21 protein-coding genes are annotated in these 22,414 nt (G+C 60.3%); 11 read left to right on the plus strand and 10 right to left on the minus strand.

Annotation, left to right across the window (positions count from 1 at the left end; genetic code table 11):
* Positions 1-5 precede the first annotated feature (5 nt).
* Complete coding sequence (murC, locus tag WAW39_RS13165) at positions 6-2,312, minus strand: UDP-N-acetylmuramate--L-alanine ligase (protein ID WP_422319528.1); 2,307 nt, start codon at positions 2,310-2,312, stop codon at positions 6-8.
* Between the two features lie 145 nt (positions 2,313-2,457).
* Here murC and WAW39_RS13170 point away from each other — a divergent pair, with 145 nt between their 5' ends.
* The gene (locus tag WAW39_RS13170; protein ID WP_422319530.1) at positions 2,458-3,192 is read left to right on the plus strand and encodes a CorA family divalent cation transporter; all 735 of its coding nucleotides are present in this window, start codon (positions 2,458-2,460) and stop codon (positions 3,190-3,192) included.
* Positions 3,193-3,206: 14 nt separating this feature from the next.
* Here the strand turns inward: WAW39_RS13170 and WAW39_RS13175 are convergent, their stop codons facing one another.
* The 4 genes from WAW39_RS13175 to WAW39_RS13190 form a co-directional block, all read right to left on the minus strand.
* Positions 3,207-4,628: a pectate lyase gene (locus tag WAW39_RS13175; RefSeq protein WP_422319532.1), complete on the minus strand. Its 1,422-nt coding sequence runs from the start codon at positions 4,626-4,628 to the stop codon at positions 3,207-3,209.
* Positions 4,629-4,651: 23 nt separating this feature from the next.
* Positions 4,652-6,052, minus strand: coding sequence for a DUF2851 family protein (locus WAW39_RS13180; RefSeq protein WP_422319534.1), 1,401 nt, complete (start codon positions 6,050-6,052; stop codon positions 4,652-4,654).
* A gap of 72 nt (positions 6,053-6,124) precedes the next feature.
* On the minus strand, positions 6,125-7,477 hold the full coding sequence (locus tag WAW39_RS13185) for a non-reducing end alpha-L-arabinofuranosidase family hydrolase (protein WP_422319536.1): 1,353 nt from the start codon (positions 7,475-7,477) through the stop codon (positions 6,125-6,127).
* Complete coding sequence (locus WAW39_RS13190) at positions 7,474-8,136, minus strand: HAD family hydrolase (protein ID WP_422319538.1); 663 nt, start codon at positions 8,134-8,136, stop codon at positions 7,474-7,476. The genes WAW39_RS13185 and WAW39_RS13190 overlap by 4 nt, the downstream gene beginning before the upstream one ends.
* 131 nt (positions 8,137-8,267) lie before the next feature.
* Between WAW39_RS13190 and WAW39_RS13195 the strand changes: the two genes are divergently transcribed.
* Both WAW39_RS13195 and WAW39_RS13200 read left to right on the plus strand, forming a co-directional pair.
* A complete protein-coding gene (locus tag WAW39_RS13195; RefSeq protein WP_422319540.1) occupies positions 8,268-8,801 on the plus strand; it encodes a DUF1990 family protein in 534 nt (177 codons plus the stop codon).
* Positions 8,798-9,811: a YndJ family transporter gene (locus tag WAW39_RS13200; protein ID WP_422319542.1), complete on the plus strand. Its 1,014-nt coding sequence runs from the start codon at positions 8,798-8,800 to the stop codon at positions 9,809-9,811. The genes WAW39_RS13195 and WAW39_RS13200 overlap by 4 nt, the downstream gene beginning before the upstream one ends.
* Here the strand turns inward: WAW39_RS13200 and WAW39_RS13205 are convergent.
* From WAW39_RS13205 to WAW39_RS13220, 4 genes are read right to left on the minus strand one after another with little or no spacing between them, the layout of a single operon-like run.
* Complete coding sequence (locus WAW39_RS13205; RefSeq protein WP_422319544.1) at positions 9,801-10,082, minus strand: DUF2442 domain-containing protein; 282 nt, start codon at positions 10,080-10,082, stop codon at positions 9,801-9,803. The genes WAW39_RS13200 and WAW39_RS13205 overlap by 11 nt on opposite strands.
* Before the next feature lie 4 nt (positions 10,083-10,086).
* Positions 10,087-10,344: a DUF4160 domain-containing protein gene (locus WAW39_RS13210; protein ID WP_422319546.1), complete on the minus strand. Its 258-nt coding sequence runs from the start codon at positions 10,342-10,344 to the stop codon at positions 10,087-10,089.
* Positions 10,345-10,381: 37 nt separating this feature from the next.
* The gene (locus tag WAW39_RS13215; RefSeq protein WP_422319548.1) at positions 10,382-12,409 is read right to left on the minus strand and encodes an FAD-dependent oxidoreductase; all 2,028 of its coding nucleotides are present in this window, start codon (positions 12,407-12,409) and stop codon (positions 10,382-10,384) included.
* 54 nt (positions 12,410-12,463) lie between these two features.
* Positions 12,464-13,483, minus strand: a complete 1,020-nt coding sequence (locus WAW39_RS13220) for a potassium channel family protein (protein ID WP_422319550.1) — start codon at positions 13,481-13,483, stop codon at positions 12,464-12,466.
* Positions 13,484-13,614: 131 nt separating this feature from the next.
* Between WAW39_RS13220 and WAW39_RS13225 the strand changes: the two genes are divergently transcribed.
* Entirely contained in the window at positions 13,615-14,526 is a 912-nt protein-coding gene (locus WAW39_RS13225) for a ThuA domain-containing protein (RefSeq protein ID WP_422319552.1), read from the plus strand.
* An 18-nt stretch (positions 14,527-14,544) separates the two neighbouring features.
* On the plus strand, positions 14,545-15,780 hold the full coding sequence (locus tag WAW39_RS13230) for a sialidase family protein (protein ID WP_422319554.1): 1,236 nt from the start codon (positions 14,545-14,547) through the stop codon (positions 15,778-15,780).
* Positions 15,781-15,785: 5 nt separating this feature from the next.
* Here WAW39_RS13230 and WAW39_RS13235 read toward each other — a convergent pair whose 3' ends face one another.
* Positions 15,786-16,235, minus strand: coding sequence for a CBS domain-containing protein (locus WAW39_RS13235; protein WP_422319556.1), 450 nt, complete (start codon positions 16,233-16,235; stop codon positions 15,786-15,788).
* A gap of 145 nt (positions 16,236-16,380) precedes the next feature.
* On the opposite strand from WAW39_RS13235, the gene WAW39_RS13240 reads away from it, so the two are divergent.
* From WAW39_RS13240 to WAW39_RS13265, 6 genes are all read left to right on the plus strand, one after another.
* The gene (locus WAW39_RS13240; RefSeq protein ID WP_422319558.1) at positions 16,381-17,724 is read left to right on the plus strand and encodes a Gfo/Idh/MocA family protein; all 1,344 of its coding nucleotides are present in this window, start codon (positions 16,381-16,383) and stop codon (positions 17,722-17,724) included.
* A 115-nt stretch (positions 17,725-17,839) separates the two neighbouring features.
* The gene (locus tag WAW39_RS13245; RefSeq protein ID WP_422319560.1) at positions 17,840-18,163 is read left to right on the plus strand and encodes a hypothetical protein; all 324 of its coding nucleotides are present in this window, start codon (positions 17,840-17,842) and stop codon (positions 18,161-18,163) included.
* Positions 18,160-18,981, plus strand: coding sequence for an NAD(P)-dependent oxidoreductase (locus WAW39_RS13250; protein ID WP_422319562.1), 822 nt, complete (start codon positions 18,160-18,162; stop codon positions 18,979-18,981). The genes WAW39_RS13245 and WAW39_RS13250 overlap by 4 nt, the downstream gene beginning before the upstream one ends.
* Positions 18,978-20,210 (plus strand): MFS transporter, encoded by a 1,233-nt coding sequence (locus WAW39_RS13255; protein ID WP_422319564.1) that lies wholly within the window; start codon positions 18,978-18,980, stop codon positions 20,208-20,210. The genes WAW39_RS13250 and WAW39_RS13255 overlap by 4 nt, the downstream gene beginning before the upstream one ends.
* A 28-nt stretch (positions 20,211-20,238) precedes the next feature.
* Positions 20,239-21,648 (plus strand): hypothetical protein, encoded by a 1,410-nt coding sequence (locus WAW39_RS13260; RefSeq protein WP_422319566.1) that lies wholly within the window; start codon positions 20,239-20,241, stop codon positions 21,646-21,648.
* An 8-nt stretch (positions 21,649-21,656) separates the two neighbouring features.
* The gene (locus WAW39_RS13265; RefSeq protein ID WP_422319568.1) at positions 21,657-22,412 is read left to right on the plus strand and encodes a ThuA domain-containing protein; all 756 of its coding nucleotides are present in this window, start codon (positions 21,657-21,659) and stop codon (positions 22,410-22,412) included.
* The last annotated feature ends 2 nt before the right edge of the window (positions 22,413-22,414 follow it).

A 22,414-nucleotide genomic window follows, 5' to 3' on the forward strand; every position in this document is an offset into this window, starting at 1 on the left:
CCGTATCAAAGCGGCAGCGGCTGGTCTTCGCCGATGACCTTCACTTCCATCTCCAGAGTCACGCCGCGCTCGTGCATGGCGGTGTCTTTGATCTGGGCCACGAGGTCGAGGACTTCGCGGGCGGTGGCGCCGCCTTGATTGACGATGAAGTTGGCGTGGACGTCGCTGACGATCGCTTTGCCGACGTTGCGGCCTTTGAGGGCAAGATCGTCAATGAGTTTGCCTGCACCGCAGATTTCGGGGTTTTTGAAGGTGCAGCCGGCGCTGGCACCGACGGGCTGGGACGTGCGGCGTTTTTGGTGCGAGGCGGCGAGCTTGGTGTCGATCTCGGCCTGTGGGGCAGGGGTGCCTTTGAACACGGCGGAAACGACGTAGCGCTCCTCAAACTCCGGCACGCTGCGGTAGTGGTGGGTGATCTCGGCCAGCGGCTTTTCCTTGATGCTGCCGTCCGTGTCGATGAAGCGCACGCTGACGATTTGGTCGAAGGTTTCGGAGCCCATCGCGCCGGCGTTCATGCGGATGGCACCGCCGAGATTGCCGGGGATGCCTTCCATCCATTCAAAGCCGCCGATGCCGGCATTGCGGGCGGCGCTGGCGATTTTCTTGAGCCGTGCTCCGGCTCCGGCGGTGATGAGGTCACCGTTCACGGTCACGTTTTCGAAATCGCCTTTGGTGTGAATCACCGCGCCGCGGATGCCGCCGTCTTTGACCAGTAGATTGGAGCCGCGGCCGATGACGCGGATAGGAATCGAGGCCGAGCGCAGGTAGCGCACGACTTCCGCGAAGGAGGCTTCATTGCGCGGTTCGATCCAGAATTGCGCGGGACCACCGATGAGCCAGGTGGTGTGGCGGTTCATGGGCTCATAGAGGCGTGCCACGCCGCCGCCGTTGGCATCGAGGATGGCGCAGAGTTTTTCGAGCACGGGCAGATCGCGGGCGATGCAGCGACCGACTTCGTGGACGTTGCCAGCACCGAGGGTGATGAGCAGATCGCCGGGGCGGAGGGCGTTGCCCACCTTGTCGCGTGCGATGGGCATGGTGGGTGTGCTGCCGGTCTTGGTGTGATCGTTCTGCAGCTTCACCTCTTCGAGGATTGTCTCACCACTGACACCGGGGAGGGGCTTTTCGCTGGCGGGATAGACATCGGTGACGAACAGCTCGTCCACGTCGCCAAAGCTGGCACCGAACTCCTTTTTCAAGAGCTGCGTGCGGCTGTAGCGATGCGGCTGGAACAAGCAGACGATGCGCTTTGCATTCAAGCCCTTCGCCGTGGCCAGAGTGGCGGCGATTTCGCTGGGGTGATGGCCGTAGTCGTCCACGACGGTGAAGAGCTCGCCACTGTGGCGGATTTCAAAGCGGCGCTTGGCACCGCGGAAGGTGCGCAGCGCGTGCTGGATGGCCTCAAACGTGACGCCGCAGCGAGTGGCGAGGGCGATGGCCGCGAGCGCGTTGCTGACATTGTGCTTTCCGGGGATGCCGAGAGTGGCCGAGCCGAGAAGCTGGTCTTTTTGGTACACTTCGAACTCGGAATGATCCGGCTTCATCGAGAGGATGTTGGCCGAGAAATCGTGCGAGCGGCTCCAACCGTAGCTCACGCCTTGGGGCCCGGCACAGACTTCACTGGCGACGGGATCTTCGGCACAGTACACCCAGTGGGTGCGTGTCTGGCTGAGGACCTGGCGGAACACGGTCTTGATGGCCTCGATGCCGTCATAGAAGTCGAGATGCTCGGGCTCGATGTTCAGCACAATGGCGTGTTCCGGATGGAAGTTGACCAGCGTGCCGTCGCTTTCATCGCCTTCGGCCACAAAGAGCTCGCCCTCGGTGTCCCAGTGAGCGTTGGAACCGAGGATTGGAATTTCCGCGCCGACGTAGTGGCTGGGCTTGAGGCCACCCTGGCGCAGCACATGGGCGGTGAGCGCGGAGGTGGTGGTCTTGCCATGGGTGCCGCAGACGACGACGCCTTTCTTGTTCGCCATTACGGCAGCCAGCGCTTCCGCACGGCGTATGAGAGAAATGCCCTGCTTGTAAGCTGCCTCGTAGGCCACGTTGCCGGGCTTGATGGCGCTGGAGTAGATGACCATGTCGCAGTCCTCGACCTCTTTCTCCGTGTGCCCATGGAAGAACTGCAGGCCGAGCTTTTGCAGGCGGTCCGTCTCCACCGTGGTCGCCTTGTCCGAACCGCTGACCTTGTGTCCAAGACCCAGCAGCAGCAGCGCCAGACCGCTCATGCCCGAGCCCGCGACTCCGATGAGGTCGATGCGCATAGGGTGACGGCTTTCTTTGAGGAGGCTGAGGACGGCGTGGGTCATGATGGGATGAACGCAGAAGCTAGGCCGTGATTCGCGTGGGGGCAAGAAGGGGACTACTCGGGGCCTGAAATCTTGGCCGCTTTTTGTCATCGCCTCCACGAGCGGGGTCTGCTCTCATGGTGGCGGGATTGAAAAAATCCCAATCATGAAACCAGACATTCAAATCATTCCGAAACTTTGGGCCAGCATTCCGGAGGCCATTCGCAACCGGGTGGGCCGGGAAGCCGGGACGCAGCGTGCGATCTATGAGGAGGAGCACCTGCTGCTTATTCTTCACCAGATCCCCGGCCCTGATGAGCTAAATCGGAGGCCGGCATTGTTTTGGCGGCAGCCGGACGGTGCCTGGAAATCCAGCCCAGAGAGCGGGGGCAGTCTCGCGCTGCAAAATCATCTGACGGCGTATGTGGCGAGGCTGGATGAACTGGACAAGCAGGAGCACGCGGCTCAAACGGCCGCCGAGTACCACAAGGTGCTCGAAGCCATCGCACCTGTGCTGCGGAGCTCGCGCGGTCTGCATCGTGCGCTGCAGCAGGCGCGTGAATTCATTAAAGCCGACCGCGATGTGATCAATCTGCGAGATCAGGCGGCGAGTGTGGAGCGCACTGCTGAACTGCTGCTGCAGGACGCGCAGTTTGGCCTGAACTTCACCGTGGCGAAGCAAGCCGAGGCGCAGGCGCAAAGCGCGAAGATCATGGCGAACACCTCACACCGACTGAATGTGATGGCCGCCCTGTTTCTGCCGCTTACAGCGCTGACGGGTCTGTTCAGCATGTATGTGCGGGCGGATGTGGCCGATACGCCAACGAACTTCTGGCTCATCGCGGCGGTGGGGGTTGTCATCGGTCTGGTGATGAGCGCATTCGTGGTGGCAAGACGATAAGTTCTGGCAACTGGTTACTCTCCGCTTTTCTTCCGCGCCTCGACGTAGTTTGCCATGGCCATCATGCCTTTGACGAATTCCGCGCCGTCGATCTCGTCGTTTTTGATCCAGCGGCCTTCGCTGTCGAGGGACTCGGCGGCTTTTTTGGCTTTTGACGCAGCGGCTTTGGCGCGGCTGGCCCAGTCCTTCGGCTTCTGGGGGCCGGCGAAGTTGAGCTGCAGTTCTTCGCGGCCTTTGGCGAGCTGTTTCTTGAAGGTGTCGAGGTTGCTCTGCTGGCTGACCTTGAAGGAGTAATGCGTGGGCATGTTGCTGTCGTCATAGGTCAGCACGTAGGTGTCTTTGACGAAGAACAGGGGCTTGTTGGTCTGCAGTTCGTAGAAGCGCGCATGCGTGCCGTCGGGCAGCTTGGAGCGTTCGAACCAGGCGAGGGCGGGCTGGATGGGCTTGAGGTATTTATCATCCCCGGTGAGCACCCAGAGCTGATGGAGTACTTCCATGACGCCGACGCTTTCATTGCCGGTGACGGATGGTGGCTCGAATTTGCGCGCCCAGACCGGATGCATGTCGCGGTCATACTGCTGGGCCCAAACGGGCTGCGGTTCGGGCATTTGCGCCAGCAGGAAGAAGTCGCCGAGTTTTTTCAGGGCGGCGAGGTAGCGCTCGTCCTTTTCGAGGTCGTAAGCACGGAACAGCACCTTCGCGATCTGCTGCAGGTTGTCGTCGTTCAGCGTGTAGAAGCTGGTGTATTTGATGGCAGGGAAGGTGCGGCTCCATGTTTCGGGATAGCTGGCTTTGAGCACCGGAGCGGTTGTGTCCGCCGGGCCGGAAAACTGCTGCGGCCAGGCACCGATGGGGGCCTGGGCGGCGAGCAGGGCGTCGAAGGCAAACTTGGTGCAGCGCTTCAATTCGGCATCGTCTTTGCAGGCGGGCTCGTGGACCATTTCGAGGAGGAAGAGCAGCGCGGATTCGGTCTTGTTGTCATCGAGGGTGGTGCTGTTGCGGCGTTTGCCGGGCTCCTTGTCTCCGGCTTCGAGATCGCTGCGCAGGTAGTATTTTTTGGCCTTCTCAGGATCGAAATCGAAGTCGCTGTCCCAGCCACCGGAAGCGAGCTGGCATTTGAGCAGTGCTTTGGCCGCATCTTTGGCTGCGGTGAGGAACACTTCATCGCCTGTGGCCTGATACGCCTTCAAGATAGCAAGTCCCATCGTCGTGGTGCCCGGAGGCTGGATGGAGATGATGGTGGGCGATTTGGCGTGCTCGACTTCGCCGATCTTGCCCTCTTTGTCGTAGGAGGAGGCATAGCCGCCTTCGCGGGCGAGATTCGTGTGAGCGTAAGTGACGGCCTTCTTCATGGCCGCTGTGATGACGGCGGGATCAGGCAGATCTGCAGCGAGAGCGAACGACGAGGAGAGGGCGAGAACGAGAAGCGAGCGCATGGTTGGACGCGAAAACGTCGGCTCTAGCTCCACTCCTTCAATCTTTCCGGGAAGGGGCAGTCGGCGCAGGCGGAGTCGTCTTCGAGGCAGAAGTCTTCATAGATCTGCAACAGGCCCTGATGGTGGTGCAGCTTTTTGGTGAAGTCGCGGCTGCGCGGGTCCTCGCCAAACAGCCGCAGCACGGCGCGGCGCACCTTTTGATTGTCCAGCAGGGCGGGGAGTTCGAGATACTCGGCCCACAGGCGTGTGCGCTCCGGCACCAGCAGCGGGTAGGCGACGTTGGCTAGCATCTCTTGCACGCGCGTTTCGCCGATCAATGCGACGGGTCGCTCCGCCGTTTCTGAGAGCAGTGTGTAATGAGTGGCCCAGAAATCATGGGAGAGAGCGAGCAGGGACTCGCGCCATGCGGCCTGGCTCCAGCGTGTGGCATCGGCCAGAGGGGTGACGATGGAGGACCAGGAACGCAGCAGCGCGGCGAGCGCGCCGAGACGGCGCTGCGGATGATTGCCGGGGCGGATGGCATTGAGCTTCCAGCGCAGAAGCTGGCGGTCATCCAGCCAGCGCTCCACACCGCTGCGCAGCTTCCACCATTCGCTCCAGAGCTCGCGCAGGTAGGAACGTGTGGCTGGCTCAGTGTCGTCACTGCGGACGCTTTCGAGGAAGCCGGAGACGCCGAAGAGCCATGCCTCGCGCTTGGCGGCATCAAGCTGGGTGATTTTCTTCAACGGCAGCCGCTGGGAGAGGATGGCGAAGGGCTGCTGGTTTTTGCGATAGCCCAGCGTCTGCGCCAGCGCCTGATAGATCGCCTGCTCGCGCCCTTGAGCGGCCACGCTGCGGTGCAGGCGTTTTGATTTGAGCTCAAGGCGGTGCTGCGCGGCGGATTCGATGATAGACTGTACCTGTGAGGACTCCATGCCCCGCAGGGGGACGGCGCAGCGGCCCAGTCTTGCTTGAGCGAGGTTGCGCTTGGGCTTGATGCCTTCCGGCAGCATGCCGGCCTGCAGCAGCACTTGTGGCACAGCGTGGTGGGCGCTGTTGCGAGTGTAGAAACGCTCTTCCGGCGCGTGTAGAAAAAGGTGCAGGATGACGCGGTTGAAGTTCTCGTTGGCACCATGCGTATGCCGTTCCCAGTCGCGGGCATCGGGATCGAGCTCGATGTCACCGCGCAGGGTCTGACCATCGATCACAATGGCACAGCCGTTGAAGTCCGGCCCGGACCCGGAATTCCACACGCCGAAATCAGCGATGCGCACCGCCTTGCCATCCGTGGTGGTGAACTCACTGCCAAAGGCACCGGAGAACCACAGGCTTTGCAGTTCCATCTCCGTCATGGGCTCGGCAAAACCCGGCAGCGTTTCGGCCACGCCGGAAAACACGGCGTCGCGAAAACGTGCATAGCGGTCGGCAAGCGGGAGCGGCGTCATGGCGGTTGGGCGTGCGGGACACCAAGGAGGGGCTGGCGCGGAATGCCACTGGATTTGTAAGGCTGAGTCCGCTCAAGGTTCAGTTTTTTGCCGGTCTTGCCAGGGGTTCTCGGGAACTTTTTCTGACTTGGGACTCAGCACCGCTCCTTTTTGAAAGAGGGTCAGCCGCATGCCGGACTGACGGGCGATCTCCTCAAGGGCCTCCCGATAGGAGATGTTTTCGGCATTCAGGGAAATTTTGGCAGCGGAGGATTTTTCATCGTATCGACCTACGAGATTCAATCCGGCCGGTTTTGCCATCTGGAATTCACGGCTTTTGATCTGCAGGTAAGAGGTAGCTTCTCCCACATCGACCTCTTGAATGTCGAGTGTTGGAAAGACAATGCTGTTCAAACTCTGCTCCAGATGGCTCATTTGCAGATCGAGAATCCCGATCTGCCAGGGGATGCTGCCGTATTTTTGCGCCTGGTAGCCTTCGGCATCGACGCCTTGGAAGACGAAGCGGAGATTTGCGGGATCGACTTCGAGTGTTTCGTTGTTGCTGCTGCGGATGAGTTCGCCATGGCTGACGCTGGTGGTCCAGGGCTCCTTTTGCGAGACGTTGGCGGTGGAGGCGAAAGGGTGATCGCGTGTGGCGGCAAGCGGCTTCCAAGGGCCTTCGAGTTTGTCTGCCAGCCAGGCTTTGTAGTAGCGCTGTCCGGGCCGCATGGCCTCGATGAGGGTGAGGTATTGGTCGCGGCCTTTGAGCTTGTAGGTGTGCGAGGCTTCGAAGAGCTCGTCCTTCGTGTCTTTGAGCAGGAGTTCGGGTTTGGACCAGCCGAGCGGGAATTTGGAGAGGGCGGTTTCGCGCCGCCAGAAATGGCCGTCGTCGCTGGTGTAGAAGAGGTGGGCCTTGGTGGCGTCGCAAATGACCCAGAAGTCGATCCATCGGATCTTGTCGCCGCCTTCGGGCAGCGTTTCGATCATGGGCTGCGGCTGGGTCCAGGACTTTGGATCGGCGAGGGTAGATGTGGTGGAAAAAAACGGCCCCATCTTGGGCGCACGGCGCTCATCGGCGAGCTGGTAAATGAGATACCACTTTTGATGCGGTGTGAAGAAGAACACCTGGGGAGCGCAATGATACTGATCATGGAACTCAAGCGTGTGGCGCGTGGCTTTGCCAGCATCCTTCCAATCGGCGAAGCAGAGGTATTGCATGTCCACCTTGCCGGAGGCGCGTCGATGCGTGGCAAACAGGTGCCATTTTCCCTCATGAAAGACCATCGTCGGGTCTTTGAGCGCCACATCGGGATCGGAAGCATCTGCTGCGGGGCCGATGAGCGGAGGCGAGCTCTGCCACTGGAATTCACCGGTGCTCAACCAAGCTGGATCAGCCGCGTGAAGCGTGCTGATGAGACACAGGGAGAGCAGGGTGTACAGCTTCATGCCATGAGTTCCTTGAGAGAGACTTGCGCGAGGGAATCAACACGCTTCCACGCGCCAGTAAAATCCAGGTGCTGCGTCATGGGCCCCGGTGCGACGATGCAGCGGATGCCGGCGGACATGGCGGCGCGGAGGCCGTTGAGGGAGTCTTCGAAGATGACGGCTTCCTCGGGTGCAACACCGAGGTTTTCGGCGGCATGCAGGAAGAGGCTCGGGTCGGGCTTCACCTTGCCGGTGTCATCGACGGTGGAGATGTGGTGAAAATGAGCGTGCAGACCGAGCTGGTCCATCCAGGAATCGATCCATACCCGTGGGCTGCTGCTGGCGATGGCGATGCGCAGGCCGAGGGAGGCAGCTTCCTGCAGGCGGTCGGCCACACCGGGGAGCAACTGAAGATGCTTCCGCAGTTCGTTTTCACGGGTTTTGCGATCAGTTTCAATGGCCACCCAGTCGAAGTCTCGACCGGTGAGCTGTTCGAGATCACGCTTGGGATCGTAAATGCCTGTGATGAAGTCGGTGCCCACAGCCTGTGCATAGCGTTCCACGGGCAGCTCATGGCCATGCTGGTCGAAGATTTCTCTCCAAGTATGGTAACCGGTGCTTTCAGTGTCAACGATGAGGCCGTCGAAGTCGAAGATGACGGCACGAATGGGTGGGGGCATGCGGATGGATGGCCGAAAGTAGCGAAAGATGCAAAAGATTCGAAAGCTGTGAAACTGGCAGGTCCACTTTTTGTGCTTTTTTGTTTCTTTCGCCCCCAAGGCCATGGCAGCGTATTGCCACGATGCTCAGCTTGAAACCACCCGCCCCCGAACGATTGCGAGGACTGCTGGAGTCATGGAGGAATGAGCCTCTGAGCTACACGCCGCCACTGGCGGACGGATTCATCGCCGACGAGCATGCGGTGAGGCTGGGCAGTGGTGAGGAGGTGTATCGGAAGGCGTGCGAAGCTTTGGATGCTTGGGGCATGTTTCCAGCGTGGGCGGAGGTCAGCCGACTGGAAGTCAAAGGCCAGGAGGTCGGGCAGATCGTGGCGATGGTGACGCGCATCTGCGGCCTGTGGTGGGTGAACCCCTGCCGGATTTTGCGGCGCTGCGATTCAAAGCACACACACGGCTTTGTCTATGGCACCCTGCCGGAGCACGCAGAGTGTGGCGAGGAACAGTTCATCATTGAGCATCGGGCTGATGGCAGCGTGTGGTATGCGATTCGTGCGTTTTCACATCCGCGGCATTGGATGGCGTGGCTTGGCTTTCCGCTGGCGCGGTGGTGGCAGTGCCGGTTTGTGCGGGATTCGCAAGCGAGGATGAGGGAGGCAGTTGCGTGAACGTCTGGATTCGATTGATCGCATGGGCATCGATTGTCGTCCTGCATTATGCTGTCTTGTGGGCCAGTCCAGCGGGGTGCTGTGGCATGGGGATGGTTGATTCTGACGGGCCGATTTGGATGATTCATGTGAACGAGCCGGACATTTGGATTCACGCATTGCTCATGCTCTCCGTGTTGGTGTTGATGCCCCTTGGTGGTGAAGTGGGTGGATCAAAAACACCGTGGATGGAGGTGATCTCGGCCTACCTGCTGGGGCTCTCTTTGCTGGTGAGACCCGTGGATCCCAGAGTGCTGATTGCCGATGATCCTTCGATGAGAAGAATCGTTCCCTTGGGTTTCCTGCTGTCAGTTCCCTGGCTTTGGGTCCAGGCGCGTGCTGCATTTCCTGTCGTGACGGGTTGGCTCCGCCACGGCATTTCTGAACCTGCTCGCCTGTGTTTGGAATCTGCGCGGGTCTTTCCCTCCATCGGTGCTGCATGGCTGGTTGCACATCGTGCCAACTGGGCACCTTGGGGATTCGATCCATTGATCGTGCTGCTCACGGCGGCGCATTTTCATCACGCCGGATTCACACTGCCGCTGATGGCAGGACTTAATGCCAAGGCGAATCCGGGATGCTGGACGCGCTTTTCATGTGCGGCGATTTTGCTCGGTGTGCCGCTGGTGGCCGTGGGAATCACCGGCACTCACTTTGGAGTGTTGAGGTTCATGGAACCGTTTGGCGTGGTAATTTTGGTGCTGGGCGCGTTGGGTGTCGCTGTTTCACAAGTGTGGCGGGGACTGGAACGGCAGCGCTCGATTTGGACACGCATCGGCTTTCTCATTTCAGGCGCATCGCTGTTTGCTGCTATGGTTCTGGCTCTCGGATTTGGTCTGCGCTACGTGATCCCGAACTTCGCGCTGACGATGCCTCAGATGTGGGCGATCCATGGGACGCTGAATGCGTTTGGCTTTGGGCTGTGTGGTATTTTGGCGTGGCGGGGTGCTGCGAAGCCTATCAGCCAATGAAGCCCTGTTGCGCGTAGCGGCGCAGCGTTTCAGGTGCGATATCGTAGCCGTTTGGCCATGACACGATGCCATAAGCGAGAAAGGCCTCGGCAAACAATGTCGGATCAGATAATGCACGCCGAAGAGGGCCGCCCTCGTTGCCATACTCGGCGAAGTCGAGTTCTGTGACATACCCATCACGAAAACGCAGGCTGACACGATGTGGACCCGTCATCTGCAAGGCGGCGACCTCGCATGCTTCGAGAGAAACGGTGGAATCGGCGGTGATCATGAGATTATGAAAGGGGTGGGATACGTTTCAGCGGAAGATGCTGTTCTGCCAAGTTCCAGTTTTCATTGAGTTCGGCAGGATGAATGGCGGCCCATTCTCGAACGAGCCGATATGCCTGACCGGTCATTTCCCCCTCCATGAGAGTGCCGTCGAGGGTGAATGCAGCACGTTCTCCTTCATAACGTGCATGGAAATGGGGAGGGAGATGTTCATCATAGAACATCTCCACACGGATTCCGAAGAATCGGCTGATCTCAGGCATGCCGAACAGTGGCGGCAAATTCAGGTTTGATCAAGCCTCACACGTTCTGAGCACCCTTGAGCAGATCAAACAAGGTGATCATGCCGAGGAGGCGTTTTTGTTCATCGACAACGACCGCCTTGCTGACGCCGCTGCGCATCAGGGTGCCGACGAGCACGGGCACAGGGGTGTCTGCGGTGACGCAGAAAGGTTTGGTCAATGGCAGCGCTTGCAGCTTGTCCACGCAGGTGAGGCCGTGATTCTTGAGCCATTCATAGGCAACGGAGCGGCGAAGCAGGCCGATGACGCAGCCGTTTGTGGTGACGGGGTAGGTGCTGTGCGGATGAGCTTGAAACTCCGCCACGGCATCTTGCACGGTTACGCTGGCATCGAGGAAGGCGATGTTCCGTGTCATGACATCTGCGGCGCAGGCTTTTCGGGTGGCTTCGGGAATCATGTCCACCGTGTTCTGGATTTCCTCCGGCAGATGGTACTGCTGTGCGGTGCCGCGGAAGAGGGCGTCCAGTGAGCCGATGCTTTGGGCGAGGGTCTTGAAGGTTTGTCCATCAATGGCGACGAGCTCGCTTGATTCCGTGGCGGTGGCATCGAAACGCCAGATGCCATCACTCAACAAAGCGCGTTCGCCAAAGTGCTCGCCGGGGCCAGCGGCTTTGACGATCTGGCCCTGGGCATCGGTGATGTTGACGTTGCCTTTTTTGACAGCGTACAAGGACTGGGCAGGCTCGCCGGCATGGAAGAGGGAGTCACCGGGTTCGAGGTGCATCTCACCGAGTGGCGAGGAGAAACTAGGGGTGAGCAGGTTGATGTCGCGCGGGAAGAACAGTTCAAAGGTCCACTCCGCCATGACACGCAGCTTGCGGTCAAAGCCGGGGAGCTTCATGAGGTAGATGCTGCGCCACATGAACCAGGCGATGATGCCGGAGAAGCGCATGCCAAAGACCTGCGCCACCGCCTTGCGATGGCCGATGGTGGCGAGTTCACCGAGGCCGGTGAAACGAAACGGTTTCAAGGGACGCCCTGCTAAACTGGCGGCGATGTTTTTGGCCACGAGCGCCCCCTGGCGCATGGCAAACTGCGCGGTCTCGGGGCAGTTGCCGCCATCGGCTTTGGGGAACACGGCGCAATCACCGGCCGACCACACATTGGTGAGTCCTTTGACCTGGCCGCTGGATTCGACGACGACCTTGCCGCGCTCCACGGGGAGCCCGCCATGGGCACCGAGGGCCGTGATTTGTGGATGCGGCGCATTGCCCACCGTGCAGACCACGAGCGTGGCAGAAAGTGAGACGCCATCGCCAAGCTGCACGGTGCGTGCGGTGACAGCGCGCACGCGGCTTTTGAAGATGATCTTCACGCCCATCTCGGTGAGACATTTGCCGGTGTAGGTACCGAGGCTGTCGCTCAGCATTCCCAGAAGGCGGTCGCCGCTGTGGATCAGTGTGACGCTGGGTTCATCGGGCTCGATGTTTTCGTAGAAGCGGCGTGCGCCTTGGATCAAATCCTGGATCTGCCCGGCGGTTTCCACCCCGGAGTAACCGCCGCCGACGATGACGAAGGAGAGCAGTTCTTTGCGCAGCTTGGGATTGGTGATGAGATTGGCCTCCTCCAGGCGGCTGATGATCGCGGCGCGCAGCTTCATCGCATCGCCGACGGTACGCATGAGGTAAGCGTGCTCTCCCATGCCGGGAATGCGGCTGAGGTCCACTCCGGCGCCTGGTGCCAGCATGATGTGCTCAAACCCCACCGTGACCTGAGGGGTAAACATGCCACCGTTCAGGGTGATGATGCGGTTTTCCAGATCGATGTGCGTGACCTCTCCTTTCAGCACCTCCGCGCCACGGCAGATCATGCGGATGGGATTGACTACATGCTGCGGGGAGAGCGACCCGCCTGCGACTTCCGGCAGCATGGGCTGGAAAACCATGTGATTCTCGCTGGCAATGATGCCCACGGTCATGTTCGCCACATCTTCAGTGAGCCGCAGCAGTTCGCGTGCGCAATACACTCCTGCAAACCCTCCGCCGATGATGGCTACTTTGAAAATGCGGTCGGGTTGCTTGGGCATGGTCCGCAGTGCAGACGCAGGCAGCGAGCCAGCTTGACTGGAAAATAAAGTCTTCTAGCTCATCGACCGCCGCAGCACGCGTTTCATCACCACCAGTGCGTCTCCGGGCATGAGCATCGCGGAGGGGCTGGGGTTCAAATCCGTGGCGCCCTCTTTGCGCAGGATCGCCACCGGGAGCATGCGCCCGGCGGTGCCGGTTTCGACTTCCGAGATGCGCTTGTGAACCCATGGCGAGTCCGCACGGATCTCGATCTCCTCCATGTCGAGGCCGAGTTCGGTGAGGTGGTGGTCAAAGTCGATGCTGGCCTTCGTCTTGCCGCCGATCAGGTCGCGCGTGTTCGGGTGCAAAATCAGGTGGGCGATGCGGTCGGCACCGATGTGCGCGGGCAGCACGACACGGTTGGCCCCGGCCTGCAGCAGCTTGCGCTCGGTGGAGGGGACTTCGCCGCGCGCGATGATTTGAATCGCGGGGTTCATGTTGCGTGCGCTGAGGGTGATGAAGACGTTCGCGGCGTCATTGGGCAGCACGGTGGCCAGCACGCGGGCGCGGCTGATGCCGGCATGTTTCAGCACGGCTTCGTCGGTGGCCTCGCCTTGAAGCGTGAGGAAGCCCGCATCCCGCACTTCCGCCACGCGGTCAGTTGCCTGATCGACAATGACAAAGGGTATGCCGCCTGCCTGCAGCTGTGAGGCGATCATGCGGCCGATGCGGCCGTAGCCGCAGATGATGGCGTGGTTGCTCAGTTTTTCGATTTCGTTTTCCATGCGTTTGCCTCCCAAAGCTCGTTGAATCTGTGCCTCCGTCAGCCACTGCACCAAGGTACCGGTGACAAAAATGATGCCGGTGCAGCCAAAGAGAATCAGGGTGACCGTCCACGCCCGCAGCCAGGGATCGGTGATGGGCACCACTTCGCCGTAGCCGACGCTGAAGGCGGTGATGACGACCATGTAGAAGGCATCACTCCACGACCACCCCGCGACCCGGTAGCCCACGGTGAAGACCGCCATGACCACGCCGACGAAGGCAAAGGCATAGAAAACATTGGTCTGCGGGCGGCTCTTGGCGATGGGCATGCGGTTGGGCGGACGGGAAAGAGTAGCGGAAGGCGTGCCAGAACCCCGGGGTAGCCGTCAAAGTTCGTCGCTGCCGGTTGAAATGCCGCGTGCGCTCGGGCCGTTTGCATTCCACGTTCCAACCCCAATCTATGAAGCATCTGCTCACCGCCCTCCTGGCCTTTTCACTCCTCGGCTCCGCATTTTCAGCGGACAAAAAATCCATCGTCATGATCGCGGGCAAGCCCTCCCATGGTCCGGGGCAGCATGAGCACAATGCGGGCATCCAGCTGCTGAAAAAGTGCCTGGAGCAGGGCGCGGCGGATCAGGTGGACATCAAATTTCACCTGAATGGCGAGTGGCCCTCCCAGGAGGAGCTTTCCTCGGCGGACACGGTCGTCATTTACTCGGACGGCGGCGGTGGACATCCGGCCCTGCAGGGAGACCATTTGGCCCAGCTCGACAAAGAAATGAAGCGCGGCTGCGGCTTTCTGACGCTGCATTACGCGGTGGAGCCGACGATTGAAAAGGGCGGCAAAGAGTTCATCGACTGGATGGGCGGCTGCTTTGAGATCAACTGGAGCGTGAACCCCCACTGGGATGCCAATTTCAAGGAACTGCCGGCGCACCCGATCAGCTCCGGCGTGAAGCCTTTTGGCACTAATGACGAATGGTATTTCTTCATGCGCTTCCGCCCAAACATGCAAGGCGTGACTCCGATCCTGAGCGATGTGGCTCCTGAATCGACGATGAGCCGTCCGGATGGCGCGCACAGCGGCAACCCGGCGGTGCGTGAGTCCGTGAAGAAGCAGGAGAAGCAGCATGTCGCCTGGGCCTGCGAGCGTGCTGACGGCGGCCGCGGCTTTGGCTTCACCGGTGGCCACTACCACAAAGGCTGGGCCAACAACGAGCAGCGCAAGCTGGTGCTGAACGCGATCCTATGGACGGCGAAGGCCAAGATCCCTGCGGATGGCGTGGCCTCGACCGTGACGGAAGAGGACATGACGGCCAATCTCGACCTCAAGCCTGGTCAGGGCCTGCCCGAGAAGACGAAGGCGAAGTAACCTGCCATTACGACTTTTATGAACCGCCGTCGTTTCCTGCAACAGAGCGCGGCGGGCATGCTGGCCGTGAATCTGGCCTGCGGGCAGTCAGCGCCTCCGCTGATTGCCTCCATTGATAAAGTCACGCTCAAGCATGGGCGCGATGGCAGCGGGCCGTCGTGGTTTCATCCGCGGCCCTGCCTCGTGCCGTCAAAGGACGGGCCGGTGGTGTTTAAGGACGGGCCGGTGGTGTTTATGACGATGCAGGAGATTCGCGGCTCGGACTTCTTCCTGCCGGTGCACTGGATGGAATCGCGGGACCTGGGCCAGACATGGTCAGAACCGCAGCCAGTGCCACCACTGGGCCGTGTGCCGACGACGGACGGTCGTGGCGATGAAGGCGTGTGCGATGTGGTGCCGCAGTATCATGCGAAAACCGGCACCGTTTTGGCCATGGGACACAACGTCTTTTACAAAGGTCCGAAGTTTGACCGCAACCAGCCGGCACGCTGCCCGGTGTATGCGGTTTACAAGGATGGCCGCTGGTTGGAGCGCAAGCGGCTGATCTGGGATGATCCGCGCGGCGCGAATATCTACACGAACAACTGCGGCCAGCGCGAGGTGCTGGAAGATGGCAGCATTGCTTTTGTGATGTCTTTTGGCGCGCAGCAGACCGGCCGTTCCGCCGCCGGGGTGCGCTGCTCGTTTGATGGCGAGACCCTGGCCATTCAAAAGGTTGGCCGCGAGATCAAGCATGCGGCAGGTCGCGGACTGCTGGAGCCATCTCTCGTGCGTTATCGAGGGAAGTTTTATGCGACTTTGCGGGCAGAGGACAATCGCGGGTATGTCGCCGCGAGTGATGACGGGCTCGACTTCGAAGAGAAACAGCCCTGGTGCTGGGACGACGGCACACCGTTGGAAATGAGCACGACTCAGCAGCACTGGCTGCCGCACAGCGAGGCGCTGCATCTGGTTTATACCCGCAAAGACGCCAGCAATGTGAAGGTGATGCGCTGGCGCGCGCCGCTCTTCATGGCGCAGGTGGACCTGAAAACGCTGCGTCTCATCCGCGACACAGAGCGCATCGTGCTGCCGCTGGAAGGCGATGGCGTGAATGCACCGGATGAAGTGCCGCTGATGGGCAATTTTCAAACCACCAACATCTCACCGAATGAATCGTGGGTGACCGATGGCGGCATGCTGCCAAAGCATGGATTCAAAGGCGATCTGCTGCTGGGCAAGATCCGCTGGAGCAGGCCGAACTCCCTGGTGTGATGCGCTCAGGCGGAGTAGCCGCCGGAGATGTAGGCATTCAGCTGCTCGATCGTCATGCGCTGGGTGGCGATGATCCACTTCACCAGATCGCCAATGGACACAATGCCGAGCAGTTCCTCGCCATCCAGCACGGGCAGGTGGCGGATGCGATGCTCCGTGATGATCTCCATGCAGGTGGAGACGGTTTGCTCAGGCCCTACGGTCACCGGTTCCCGCGTCATGATTTCGCTGACGGGCGTTTCCTTGGAGGATTTGCCATGGAGCGCCACTTTGCTCATGTAGTCGCGCTCTGAAATGATGCCGACCAGCTTGGTGCCTTCCATCACCGGCAGAGCGCCGATGTTTTTCTCGGCCATCATCTGAATGGCCTGGAAGACGGTGGCCGTTGGCGAGATGGTCCAGATGTCCCGGCCCTTGTGCTCCAACAGGGTTTTGGCGGCGGTAGGAATTTCCATGGCATTAAATTTGTTAACTGATTTTCTGAAATGGGCGTCTGCTAAGCAAGCTTCGTTTTACCCGCCCTTTCTGGCCGGGGGAAAAGCGGGAATCAGCCAACCTTGGTGCTTGAGATCGACTCGGTGTGTCGTTTCATGCGGTGCCATGAGCACCCAACCCACGCCTCTCTCACGTCGCCGCTTCGTCGGTGCTGCCGGCCTCGTCGCCGGGAGCATGATCACCCGCCCGCTGTTTGGACAGAATGCCGCCAGCAACAAACTCAATGTCGCCCTCATTGGCGTGTGGGGTCGCGGTCTCGCACATTACGACTCCATCGCGGAGGAAAATGTCGTCGCGCTGTGTGACATCAATGAGGCGCGCTTTCCAGAGGCGCTGAAGCGTTTCCCGAATGCCACGACGTATATCGACTGGCGCAAGTGTCTTGATCACAAAGGTCTGGATGCCGTCGTTGTCTGCACGCCCGACCACACGCATGCGTTCATCGCCAACTGGGCATTGAAGCGCAATCTGCACTGCTACTGCGAGAAGCCGCTGGCCATCACCGTCAATGAAGCACGCATCGTGCGTGCGACGTGGGAGACCAAGAAGGACAAGCTGGCCACGCAGGTGGGCATGCAGCGGCATGCGAACCCGAATTTCAACCGCGTGCGCGAACTCATCCGTGACGGTGCCATCGGCGAACTGAAAGCCGCCTACGCCTGGGGCAATCGCCAGATTCCAAAGCCGGGTTACTTCCCTGAGGAAGGTGAGCCGCCAAAAGGATTCCACTACGACCTGTGGCTCGGCCCATCGCCGTTCCACCCGTACAATCCCGCTTACTTCTCCGGCGGAGCTGGCGCGAACTGCCTCTCCTGGAACATGTTCTGGGACTTCGGCGCCGGACAGATCGGCGACATGGGCAGCCACACGATGGACCTGCTCTGGAACGCCGTGGACGGTGGCCTGCCCACTTCCGCCGAGGCCAAGGGCGACGCTTACAATTCCGACGTGACGCCGGTGAAATGTGAATCGCATTTCGAACTGCCCGCAAACGACTGGCGCGGCCCCATCACGGTCGCCTGGTATCAGGGTGGCGCGATGCCAAGCTCGCCGAAGAAACACATCGATCTGACGCAGATCGGCCATGGTGCCATGTTCAAAGGCACGAAGGGTTTCCTCATCGCGGACTTCGACTCACGTCTCATCCTGCCCTACGGCAACGATGCCGACATGAGCTACTACAAGCCGCGCAAGAAGGAGGACATGCTGCCTGATCTCGGCCACTTCCAGAAGCAGTGGTTTGACGCCTGCCGCGATCCGAGCAAGCCCACTGCCTGCAACTTCGGCTACAGCGCCAACATGATCGAGATGATGCTGCTCGGCCTCGTGGCCTACCGCACCGGCAAGAAAATCCAATACGATGGTAAAACCGGCACCAGCCCGGACACACCCGAAGCGAACGCCTTCATGAAGAAGGAGTACCGCGACGGCTGGAACATCGACGGATAGTTCCACATAAATCAGTTCACGCCCATCAGCCTGGAGCTGATGGGCGGTGAACTGACATTGGTGAGGCAGATGATTTTGGTGAAACGATGCCTGCAACCATCTGAATGATGACCCCATGAAACGCCGTCACTTTCTCACCGCCACTGTGGCGAGCAGCGCCGTGGCTGCTGCTGCCGCGCCACCTGCGGGCATCATCGACTGCCAGAGCCACCTCTTCTTTCCCGAGGTGGTGGACATGATGCGGAAACGCAAAGTGGAGCCGCTGGTGTATGACGACAAAGGCATGGCCTTTCTCAAAATTGGCGACTGGCTGCGCAAGGTGCCAGCGCATTATCTCGATGTGAATGCCAAGCTGGCAAGCATGGAGGCCAGCGGCATCGAGATCACGATGCTTAGCGCCCTCTCGGGCAATGCACGTCAGCTCTTTGGCCTTTCATGAGCGAAGCGCATGACAGCACTCCTGGCATCATCGGCATGGGCCTGATGGGCAGTGCTGTGATGAAGATGACCGGGGCCAGTTGCGGCTGGGATGTGGATGTCACCCGCTGCATCAATGCACCGACCGCCAACGATGTGTTTGCTCACTGCGATGTTGTTTTCCTCTGCCTGCCTAATTCTGACATCGTTCGTGATGTGCTCCGTGCCGCCACCTTGAAGCCCGGCCAGATACTCATTGATACCACGACCGGAGATCCGGGTGAAATGGCCGCTCTAGGAGCTGAACTCAAAGCGCAGGGCGTGCGTTATCTGGATGCGACAGTTTCCGGCAGCAGCACGCAATTGCTGCAGCGCGACGTGCTGGTCATGGTCGGGGGTGATGTGGCTGTTTTCGAACAATGTCGTGAGTGGCTTGATCGCTTTGCCCGCGAGGTGGTGCATGTGGGGCCTTGTGGCAGCGGAGCGAAGATGAAACTCGTGACAAATCTCGTGCTGGGCCTCAATCGCGCCGCATTGGCGGAAGGCATTGCCTTTGCACAGCAACTGGATCTCGACCTCACTCAAACGCTCGATGTGATGCGCCGGAGCATGGCCTACTCCCGCATCATGGACACGAAGGGCGAAAAAATGATCACGCAGGACTTCACGCCGCAGGCCAAGCTCTCGCAGCATCTGAAGGATGTACGTCTCATGCTGGCTGCGAGTGCGATCCCGCTGCCGCTGAGCGAAACACATCGGCAATTGCTCGAAAAGGCGGAAGCGCTTGGCTTTGGCGAGGCGGACAACAGCGCAGTAATACAGGCCATTCTGAAACCATGAATACTGCCCAACGCTATCTGGTGCTCGTCACTGTTTTTCTGGCTCTTGTCTTTGACGGAGTGGAACTCGGCCTGATGCCGGTGGCCTCGCTCTCGGTATCGAAAAGCCTTCTTGGTGCTGGTTTTACGGCGGAGCTCGGGGGCGAATGGTTTGCGCGCTTCACCGCCGCCTTGATGCTCGGGGCAGCCATCGGTGGCATCACACTCGGCAGCTTTGGCGATCGTGTGGGGCGCACACGGGCCATGGGGGTGTGCATCCTGTTCTATTCCCTCTTTGCCGCGATGGGTGCCTATGCGCAGACACAGGAGCAGATGCTCGTGCTGCGCTTTCTGGTGGGGCTGGGAGTCGGCGGCTTGTGGCCGAATGGCATCGCGCTCGTCTCGGAGTGCTGGTCCAGCGCTTCGCGTCCGCTGGTTTCTGGCGCGATGATGGCCGGATTGAACTTCGGCGTTCTGGCGCTCTCTCAGGTGGCGCGGCAGTGGCACATCACCCCGGATTCCTGGCGCTGGGTGTTTCAGTTTGCGGGCCTGCCTGCGCTGCTGGGCTTGTTTGTGCTCGTGGCTTTACCGGAGTCGCCCAAATGGCTGGCCTCTCGTGGCATGGCGAAGAGTCCCGTGACACCCTTGCGTGAATTGTTTCAGCCCGCGTTGATCCGCTTTACCCTGCTGGGCATTTTATTGAGCTCCATTCCCATGATCGGCGCGTGGTCTGCCAGCAAGTGGATGATTCCATGGTCTGACAAGATCGCCGGTGCTGCGCATGGGGACTACAAGGCGGCCACGCAGGGCTGGTGGGCGCTGGGGGCCACGCTTGGCAGCCTGTTGGGCGGGCAGTGCGCGATCTGGCTCGGCCGTCGCCTGAGCTACTGCCTGATCAGCCTGGCCACGGTGAGCATCACCTATGCGATGTTCCAGCTGACCGCGCCGCTGCAGGCTTCGTTTCATCCGATCGTCTGCGCCCAGGGTTTTGTCGCCACCTTGTTCTTTGGCTGGCTGGCCCTCTATCTGCCGGAGCTGTTTCCCACGCGTGTCCGTGCCACCGGCAGCGGTCTGGCGTACAATTCCGGCCGTTTTGGCACCGCGGTCGGGGTGCTGGCTGCGGGATACCTCTTCACCGCGCTCGGCGGCGATTACGCACGCGTCGGCGCCATTTGTGCGTCGATCTACGGACTGGGCATCTTTGTCATCTGGTGGGCACCGAATACGCAGACGCAAGAGTTGGCCGATTGAGTCCGCATTTGGCGACCGTATGGAGAGGATGCGACCGCTTCTCTTCGCCCTCTGCACTCTCCTTTCGACCGCGTATGCGGCTGATCCCGCCCCAGTTTTCAAAGCCGGAGCCGCCACCAGCAACATCACGCCTGAGCTCGGCAGTTCGATCAACGGGGGCTTTCAGGACGGCAAGGCAGTGTTCATCCACGATGAACTTCACGCCCGCTGCCTCGCCCTCGACGATGGAAAAACGAAGCTCGTGCTGGTGGTCGCGGACAGCTGCGTCATTGGCCGTGGCATTTTCGATGAAGCGAAGAAGATGGTCAAGGAGGCCACGGGTCTGCCCCCGGAGAACATGCTCATGTCCGCCACGCACTCGCACTCCTGTGGCACCGCGCAGGCGGTGGGCCAGAGCGAGCCGAACCCCATGTATCAGCGCTTCCTTGCCAAACGCATCGCCGATGGCGTGCAGCGTGCGCTGAGCAATCTGGCACCTGCCAAAATCGCGTGGGGCAGTGTGGATGTGCCGCAGCATGTGTACAACCGCCGCTGGAAAATGAAGCCCGGCGGCATTCCCCCCACGCCGCACGGGGTTACGACGGATCAGGTGAAGACGAACCCCGGTGTCAACAATCCCAATCTGCTTGAACCCGCAGGTCCCACAGATCCGCAGGTGTGTTTTATCAGCGTGCAGTCAGCAGAGGGAAACCCCATCGCACTCTATGCGAACTATTCGCTGCACTACGTGGGCGGGGTGGGCCCCGGCCATATCTCGGCTGACTACTATGGTGTGTTTGCCAATCGCGTTGGTGAGCTCCTTGGTGCAGACCGGCAGGATCCGCCCTTCGTGGGCATCATGTCAAACGGTGCCAGCGGTGACATCAACAACATCGACTTCCGCGGTGGTCAGGCCAAAGAGGGGCCGTATGGTCGCATCAGGATCGTCGGAAATGATGTGGCGCAGGCCGTGGCTGGGGCCTGCAAAACGCTGAAGTTTCATGACTGGGTGCCGCTGGGTGTGGCGCAAAAGGAAGTCACTCTGGGCCTGCGCATTCCCACGAAGGAGGAGGTGGAAAAAGCAAGCGCGGTGACGAAGCAGTCGAAGCTCTTCCCCCGCATGGAGAGCATGGAACAGGTGTATGCGCGTGAAACAGTTCTGCTGGCGGACTTTCCGAAGGAAGTCTCCGCGCCGTTGCAAGTCCTCAAGATCGGCGATCTGCGCGTCTCGGCCATTCCCGCTGAAGTCTTCGTGGAGATCGGTCTTGGAATGAAAAAGCGCCATCCGCAGACCTTCACAGTGTCGCTTGCCAATGCCTACCACGGCTACCTGCCCACGCCTGAGCAGCACAAGCTCGGCGGCTATGAAACCTGGCGTGCGAGGTCAGCCTGCCTCGAAGTCGATGCCGCGACGAAGATCGTCGCCGGGCTTGAAGAGCTGTTTTCGTCACTTCAATGAAACCTGTCATGAAATCCATCCTGCTTTGCTTCGCACTGCTCACTTGCGCGGCGTCTGCCGCGAACATCGTCATCATGACGGTGGAAGATCCCAACAACTATGAAGCGCCAAGGACGATGCGTGATTTCGCGGAGAAGGAACTCCGGCCGCTAGGGCATCACGTCACAATCATTGATGGTGACAAGCCGCAGATGCATCACTTTGCCGGACTCGTCGAAGCATTGAAGGACGCGGATCTGCTGGTGCTTTTCTCCCGCCGCCGCTTTCCGCCGAAGGAGGAAATGGCGGCCATTCGTGCGCACCTTGCCGCTGGCAAGCCGCTGCTGGGCATCCGCACGGCAAATCATGCTTTTCTTCCCAAGCCGAATGAAGTCGTGGATGCCAGTCTGGCTCCATGGCCGGAGTTCACGCATGAGGTTCTCGGCGGGGAGAATACCGGCTATGAAATCAAGGGCCTGCCCTACAGCGTCAGCGTGCCGGATGGAGTCAAGACGCTGCTGCTGGATGGCGTGAATGTGGCGAACATCCGTGGTTATCAGTCCCTGTACCAAGTGCTGCCGCTGGCCGCAGATGCCACGCCGATTCTCATCGGCACCGCGCAGGCCGGAGCCGCCACCCCTCCTCAGCCGGTCGCGTGGACGCGCACGTATGGACCTGGCAAGGCCCGCATTTTTTACACCAGTCTCGGAGCGCCCGAAGACATGCGCAGTGCGGATGTGCAGCGACTGTTGCTCAATGCCGTGGCATGGACCCTGCAGAAGTAACG

The organism is Prosthecobacter sp. (genome assembly GCF_049294395.1).
In the GTDB taxonomy this organism is placed as follows: Bacteria; Verrucomicrobiota; Verrucomicrobiia; order Verrucomicrobiales; family Verrucomicrobiaceae; genus Prosthecobacter.